This is a genomic window from Methylobacterium sp. J-067, from assembly GCF_022829465.1.
GTDB lineage: Bacteria > Pseudomonadota > Alphaproteobacteria > Rhizobiales > Beijerinckiaceae > Methylobacterium > Methylobacterium litchii.
In genome coordinates this window covers 1-6,648 of sequence record NZ_JAKSXZ010000049.1, presented here as the reverse complement: position 1 = coordinate 6,648, position 6,648 = coordinate 1, and the positions used below count along the sequence as shown (strand labels likewise).

5 protein-coding genes are annotated in these 6,648 nt (G+C 71.2%); 2 read left to right on the top strand and 3 right to left on the bottom strand.

The features are described 5' to 3' along the window. From MKK52_RS04085 to MKK52_RS04075, 3 genes are all read right to left on the bottom strand, one after another. Positions 1-972, bottom strand: a 972-nt coding sequence (locus MKK52_RS04085) for a HAMP domain-containing protein (protein ID WP_243952486.1), incomplete at its 3' end; no start/stop codon positions are given. A gap of 134 nt (positions 973-1,106) precedes the next feature. Beyond that, entirely contained in the window at positions 1,107-2,978 is a 1,872-nt protein-coding gene (locus MKK52_RS04080) for a glycoside hydrolase family 15 protein (protein WP_243952485.1), read from the bottom strand. 102 nt (positions 2,979-3,080) lie between these two features. Beyond that, on the bottom strand, positions 3,081-4,307 hold the full coding sequence (locus tag MKK52_RS04075; RefSeq protein WP_243952484.1) for an acyl-CoA dehydrogenase family protein: 1,227 nt from the start codon (positions 4,305-4,307) through the stop codon (positions 3,081-3,083). 137 nt (positions 4,308-4,444) lie between these two features. Here MKK52_RS04075 and MKK52_RS04070 point away from each other — a divergent pair, with 137 nt between their 5' ends. Continuing rightward, positions 4,445-5,164, top strand: a complete 720-nt coding sequence (locus MKK52_RS04070) for a response regulator (protein WP_243952482.1) — start codon at positions 4,445-4,447, stop codon at positions 5,162-5,164. After that, complete coding sequence (locus tag MKK52_RS04065) at positions 5,161-6,561, top strand: ATP-binding protein (protein ID WP_243952481.1); 1,401 nt, start codon at positions 5,161-5,163, stop codon at positions 6,559-6,561. Before MKK52_RS04070 ends, MKK52_RS04065 begins: the two co-directional genes overlap by 4 nt. The last annotated feature ends 87 nt before the right edge of the window (positions 6,562-6,648 follow it).

The window sequence follows — 6,648 nt, the reverse complement described above, 5'->3', positions numbered from 1 at the left end:
CTCTCCGGCGGCGGAGCTCATCTGCTGGGCGGTCGCCTGCAACTCGGTGGCCGAGGAGGAGACCATGCCGACGATGCCGCCGACCGCCGCCTCGAACCCGTCGGCGAGCTCGACCATGGTGCGCTTGCGCTCGCGGGCGGCGGCCTCGTCGGCGATGCGCTTGATCTCGGCCTGCTCGGCGGCCTTCTGGGCGACCATCGTCTTGATGCCCTCCACCGCCTTGCCGACGGCGCCGATCTCGTCGCCGCGCCGCGCCTCGGGGATCTGTGCGTCGATCTCGCCCTTCGCCATCCGCTGCAGCACCGTGACGAGGCTGCCGAGGGGGCGGGTGATGCCGTAGGAGGCCACGAGGAACGCGACGAGGAACCCAGCCAGGATGCCGAGGCCGCTGAAGGCCATCAGGGTGTGGCGGGTGGCGTTGGTCTGGGTGGTGAGCTCGGCCGACCCTTGGCGCATGCTGTCGCGGATGGCGTCGCCGAGCTTGTTGCCCTCCTCGACCATGGTGCTGAAAGTCGGATCGATGGCCTTGTGGACGAGGACGATGGCCTCGGCGTTCTGGTTGGCCATGCCGAGGCGGCGGACCTCGCCGGTATCCTGGACGAAGCGGTCGATCCGCACGGCCTGGGCGTCGATCCGGGCGGCTAAGGCCGGGGCCTTCTCCCGCAATTCGGCGATCGTCTGCCTCATCGCCGGCACGGCCGCCTCGAAGCCCCGGCTGGCGGCCTGCATCTGGCCGTCCTCGGTCTCCGCGATGACCCGATAGACCCAGTAGTTCAATTCGAAGATCAGCCGGTTGCTGCGGCGGACCAGCAGCGCGGCTTCCGCCTCCTGGTCGATGAAGGCGCTGTAGGCGTCGTCGATCTGGGTCATGCGCCCCTGCGCGTACCAGATGCATCCCCCGACGATCACCGCGATCAACCCGATCACGCCCGTGAGCTTCGTCAGAACCTTCAGGTCCGCCAACCGTAACATTGCCTGTCTCCAACCGATGCCGCCAAGCTGGTCGGCAAAAATTAAAGACAGGATGCTGCCGAATTCAGAAGATCGTCTCCGGTGAGCGGAAAGACATCATTCGGATAGCGTATCACAACCAGTTGATGGCAAACCTATTCGGCTGCGCGCCGCTCCGGTTCGGCTGCGCCGCCGGGCAGGCCGAACTTCGCGATGGACGCATCGAGCCGTAGGGCGGCGTTGATGAGCGCCATGTGGGAGAAGCCCTGGGGAGTATTGCCCCGCTGCTCGCCGGTGGCGGGATCGATCTCCTCCGCGAACAGGCCGACATCGTTGCCGCGCGCGACCAGCCGCTCGAAGGCGGCCTTGGCCTCCCCCGTCCGGCCGTCGAGGGCGAGGCAGCCGACCCGCCAGAAGGCGCAAGCCGTGAAGGCGCCCTCGTCGCCCTCGAACCCGTCCTCCATCCGGTAGCGGTAGATCAGGTCGCCGTCGCCGAGCTCCCGCTCGACCGCCGCCAGGGTGGAGCGCAGACGCGGATCGGAGGGGTCGATGGCCCCGAACAGGGCGACGCGCAGCACGGCGGCGTCGAGATGGTGCGAGCCGTAGGCGCCGGTGAAGGCGCCGCGCTCCTCGCTCCAGCCCTTCTCCAGATACTCGGCGCGGATCTCGGCGGCGACCCGCTCCCATTCGGCGATTCTGTCCTCCGGCACACCCCGGATGTGGCGGCCGATCCGGGCGGCGTCGGTCAGCGCCACCCAGAGCATCGCCTTGGTGTGGAACTGCTGGCGTGGCCCAGTGCGCAATTCCCAGATGCCGTTGTCCGCGTCGTGCCGGTGGCGGATCGCACGGGCGGTGAGGTTGTCGAGCACCTCCGGCAGGCGGTCGTGGACCTTCTCCGGCGGGTTGTAGTCGACCGCTTCGAGGAAGACGCAGAGGGCGCGCAGCAACTCCCCGTAGATGTCGTGCTGGTCCTGGTCCTCGGCGGCGTTGCCGATGAGCACCGGCCCGATGCCGTTCCAGCCGGAGAGGTGGGTCAGCGCCTCCTCGGGCGGGATCGTGTCGCAGACGCCGTACATGAGCCGCGTGTCGCGGCCGTAGGTGGGGTCGCGCTCGCGCAGGAAGCGCAGGAATTCGGAGGCCTCGCGGACGTAGCCGAGCATCACGAAGGCCGTCACCGTGAAGGCGGCGTCGCGCATCCACGTGAACCGGTAGTCGAAGTTGCGGTTGCCGGGCACCGCCTCGGGCAGGCCGGCGGTCGCCGCCGCGACGATGCCGCCGGAGGGCGAATAGGTCAGGAGCTTCAGGCACAGCGCCGAGCGCAGCACCGTGTCCCGGTAGGGACCGCGATAGGTGCAGCGGGCGCTCCAGCGGTGCCAGTATTCCTCGGTGGTGGCGATCCGCCGGTCGGCGCCGGCCAGATCCTCGATTGCGGCGCCCTCGTCGTCCTCACCATGGGTGAGGACGAGGTAGGCGGTCTCGCCCGCCTTCAGGCGGAACGTCACGATGGCGGTCTCGTCCGCGATGCGCGGGGCCGGCGAGGCGTTGACCCGCAGCCGCCAATCCCCCGCCTCGAACAGCACCGAGCCGCGGTCGTCCATCGGCTCGCAGGGGCGGCGGGCGTAGTCGAAGGTCGGGCGCACGGTGAAGCGGCCCTCGATCGTGCCCTCCTCGCAGGTGAGGCGGCGGATCAGCCGGCTCTCGCCCTCGCCGTCCGGGCCCTCCTCGGGCTCGGGGGCGGGCGGGTTCACCGGCATCGCGTCGGTGAGGAGGGCGCGGCCGGTGCGCGTCTCGAAGGTCGTCTCGAGGATGTTGGTCTCGGACCGGTAGCGCCGATGGGTCCGGTCGAGCCCGTCGAGGGCGAGGGCGCAGGAGCCGCCCTTCTCGTCGTCGAGGAGCTTGAGGAACAGGGCGGGAGAATCGTGGCGCGGCCAGCACAGCCAGTCGACCGAGCCGTCGCGGGCGATCAGCGCGCAGGAATGGGTGTCGCCGATGAGGGCGTAATCGCTGATAGGCTTGGACACTGGCATACCGGTTGGGCCGCCGCACGGGCGGCGGATGACATCCCTCGCTGCTCAGGTAGCCGGCAGCGGGGTGGTGAGGAGTCCGGTTCGACGATTCGCCGCATGGACTCAGGGGCGCGGGAGCATCCTGTCGCTGACGATCCGGCGCTGGATCTCGCTGGTGCCCTCGAAGATCGTGGTGAGGCGGGCATCGCGCCAATAGCGCTCCACCCGGCGCTCGGTGGTGTAGCCGTTGCCGCCGTGAAGCTGCATCGCCTGGTTCGTCACCTTCACCGCCATCTCGGTGCAGGTGAGCTTCACCATCGCGGATTCGGATTCGGCCGGCTCGCCCTCATCGAGGAGGTGGGCCACCTGCTGCCAGAAGGCGCGGGCCTGCGTCACCTCGGCGGCCATGTCGGCGAGGGCGAAGCGCAGGGCCTGGAAGTCGCCGATCGGGTGGCCGAACTGCTCCCGCTCCTGCAGGTAGAGTTGGCAATCCTCCACCGCCGCCCGTGCCACGCCCACCGCCCGCGCGGCGGTGTGGACCCGGGCGATGTTGAGGCCCCGCTGCACGGCGGCGAACCCGCCGGAATCGGCATCCGCCCCCTGGTCGCCGTAGAGGCCGTTGAGGCGGTCGCTCTCGGGCACCCGCACGCCATCGAGATCGAGCTCGAAGGTCTCGAAGCCGTGGTAGCCGATCTTGTCGATCACCCGGCCGGTCATGTTCGCGGGGAAGGTGCCGGGCTCCTTCACCACGAGGAAAGGCTCCAGCCCGGCCGAGCGCGATTCGCCCGGTGACGGCTCGCGGGTCCGGGCCAGGACCTCGATGAAATGCGCGCCCTTGGCGAAGCCCGCCCAGCGCTTGCGGCCGGTGAGCACCCAGGTGTCGCCCTCGCGCACGGCCTTGGTCGTCACGCCCGCGAGGTCCGAGCCGGCATTGGGCTCGGACAGGGAGATCGAGCCGATCCACTCGCCGCGCGCCGAGCGGCGCATCAGGTCGGCGCGGCGCTCCGGGTCGAGGGTCTGGGTGCCGAGCCCCTGGCCGCGCGCCAGGATCGAGCCCACCGACAGCCACGATCGGGCCAATTCCTCGGAGACGAGGCAATACTCGAACACCCCGAGCCCCATCCCCCCATGGTCCCTGGGGATGGTGATGCCGAACCAGCCCCGGTCGGCCATCGCGGCGATCAGGGACCGGGGCATCTCGGCCTTGTGCCGGTCGAGTGCGTCGGCCATCGGCAGGACGGTGTCGCGGGCGAAGGCGCGGGCCTCCGCCTGGAGGGCGGCGCGGGCTTCCGTCCGCCACGGAAAGGCCAGTTCCGGCGGGCGCGGTTCGATGCGTGCGGTCCCTGTCATGGACGCTCCCCGATTGATCTCGCGGGGTCGGAAACACCGGTTTACAAAATGGTTCCCTCCGCGATCTTCGAATATCGCCGCGGCCGGTCCATAATCCGGGGATGACGCTCGCCGATCCACTCCTAGAATCCCGCGCGATGACCGCTCCCGCCACACCCCACATCCTTGTGGTGGAAGATGACCGCGAGATCTCGGCCCTCGTGGCGCGCTACCTGCGCGGCAACGACTGCCGCGTGACGCTGGCCGGCGACGGCCGCGAGATGGAGCGGGCGCTCGCCGAGGCGCGGATCGACCTCATCGTCCTCGACCTGATGCTCCCCGGCGAGGACGGGTTCAGCCTGTGCCGGCGTCTGCGCGAGACCTCGCAGATCCCGATCCTGATGCTCACCGCCAAATCGGAAGAGGTCGACCGCATCCTCGGCCTCGAACTCGGGGCGGACGATTACCTCGCCAAGCCGTTCAACCCGCGCGAACTGCTCGCCCGCATCCGCGCGATCCTGCGCCGGGTCTCGGCTGAGGCGCCGGAGCCGGACGAGCGCAAGCGCCTCCACTTCGCCGGCTGGACGCTGGATGTCTCCCTGCGCCAGCTCCTCAGCCCCGAGGGGGCGCGGGTGTCGATCACCGGCGCCGAGTTCGACCTGCTCCACGCCCTCTGCCTGCGGCCGGGGCGGGTGCTCTCCCGCGACCAGCTCCTCGACCTGACGCAGGGGCGGGCGGCGGGCCCGTTCGAGCGCAGCATCGACGTGCTGGTCTCGCGCATCCGCCAGAAGATCGAGATCGATACGCGCAACCCCGAATACATCCGCACCATCCGCTCCGGCGGCTACCTGTTCACGCCCGAGGTCACGCGGTCATGACCCTCGCCGGGCTGCGGGCCCGCCTGCGCCCGCGCAGCATCGCGGGGCAGATCGCCCTCCTCGTGGTGGCCGGCATCGCGGTGGCGCATGTGGTGGCCACCGCCTCGTTCTTCCTGCTCCACGAGCCGCAGAACCCCGACGCCCTGCCCGGCGTCGCGGCGGCGCGGGTCGGCGTCCTGGCCCGTCTCCTCGACGTGGCCGAACCCGCGGCCCGCCACGCGCTGATCGCGGCGGGGGCGCGCTCCCTGCCCCTCGTCGAGATCGAGCCCTGGGACGGGGTGGCGCCGCAGGGGGCCGAGCCGGCCCCCGACCGGGCGGTGATCCGCCGCCTGCGCGCCGCCGCCGGGCGCCCGGTGACGGTGACGAGCCTCAAGCCCACCGGGGACGGTGAGTACCTGCATGTCGGCATCGCCACCGGCAACGGCGCGATGTTCCGCGCGACGCTGGCCGACGATCCCCTGCGCCCGCCCCGCCAGGGCGCCCTGATCTTCACGGGCGTGTTCCTGGCCCTGACGCTGGCCCTGCTCTGCGTCTGGGCGACCCGGGCGCTCACGGCGCCGCTCGCCCGGCTCGCCAGCGCGGCGGAGGGCTTCGGCGCGCGGGACGACCACGTCGCCCTGCCGCAGGCCGGGCCGGAGGAGGTGCTGGCGGTGTCGAGTGCGCTCGACCGGATGCGCTCCCGCGTGCGCCGCCTCATCGACGACCGCACGCAGATGCTCGCCGCCATCAGCCACGACCTGCGCACGCCGATCACCCGGCTGCGCCTGCGCGCCGAGTTCATCGAGGACGAGGGGGCACGGGCCGCGACCCTGCGCGACCTCGACCAGATGAACGGCCTCGTGGAGGCGGCCCTGTCCTTCGTCCGCGACGGGCAGCAGCGGGATTCGGGGAGCCACAGCCTCGTGGATCTCGCCTCGGTGGTGCAGACCGTCTGCGACGGCTTCGCGGATATCGGCGCCCCGGTGGCCGTGGAGCGGAGCCGCCACGTCCTCGTGCGCGGCCAGCCTGACGAGCTGGAGCGGGCGATCACCAACCTCGTGGACAACGCCGTGAAGTACGGCGGTCAGGCGCGCCTCGTGATGGAGGGCTCGGATCGCGGGGTGCGCGTCTGCGTGATCGATGCGGGGCCGGGCATCCCCGACGCGGAGCGCGAGACGATGCTCCAGCCCTTCGTGCGCGGCGACCGGGCGCGCAACCTCAACGCGGCGAGCGGCTTCGGCCTCGGCCTGTCCATCGTCCAGGCCATCGTGGAGGCCCATGACGGGCGGCTGATCCTGGAGAACCGCCCCGAGGGCGGCCTCTGCGCGGCCCTTGAATTGCCCCTGGCGGCGCGGGACTTCTCCGGCACCAAGCCGGCGGAGCCGGCGCCGGAGGCGCCGGCCGCGCGGGCGGCGTAAGCGCCCTCAGGCCGCCCGGACGTTCTGCAGGAACTGCGCGACCTCGGCCCGCAGCCGCTCCGATTGCGCGGAGAGCTGCCCCGTCGC